The sequence below is a fragment of the Pseudoalteromonas sp. SR41-8 genome, assembly GCF_014163915.1.
Lineage (GTDB): Bacteria > Pseudomonadota > Gammaproteobacteria > Enterobacterales > Alteromonadaceae > Pseudoalteromonas > Pseudoalteromonas rhizosphaerae.
The window spans coordinates 1-317 of record NZ_JACJEE010000103.1; the positions used below are offsets into that span (position 1 = coordinate 1).

Genomic DNA, 317 nt, shown 5'->3' on the forward strand with positions numbered 1-317 from the left:
TTTTAGCGCAGCGTACATACGCTCGCTTTGCATTGGGAAGGTGCCGTGAGATTAAGGGTGGGTCTTCTTCCCCATATAATTAAATTAACAAGCGCGGCATAAACCGCGCTTTCAATTTACTCTGAAACAGAAGGTTCAGTATTTGCTTGAGCATCGCTTACAGGAGCTTCGTCACTTAACAAGTACTTTTCGAGCCATTGCTCTTGCTCCCAAAGCACATGCAGTAAACTCTTGCGAGCACGGTAGCCGTGAGCTTCGTAAGGTAACATCACTAAACGCGCTTCTTTACCTAAACCTTTTAGCGCAGCGTACATACG

1 protein-coding gene is annotated in these 317 nt (G+C 46.1%); it reads right to left on the reverse strand.

The annotated features are described in order from the left end of the window. Window positions 1-116: 116 nt before the first annotated feature. The coding region (locus H5162_RS21190) for a S9 family peptidase (protein WP_182779458.1) at window positions 117-317 on the reverse strand (201 nt) is incomplete at its 5' end.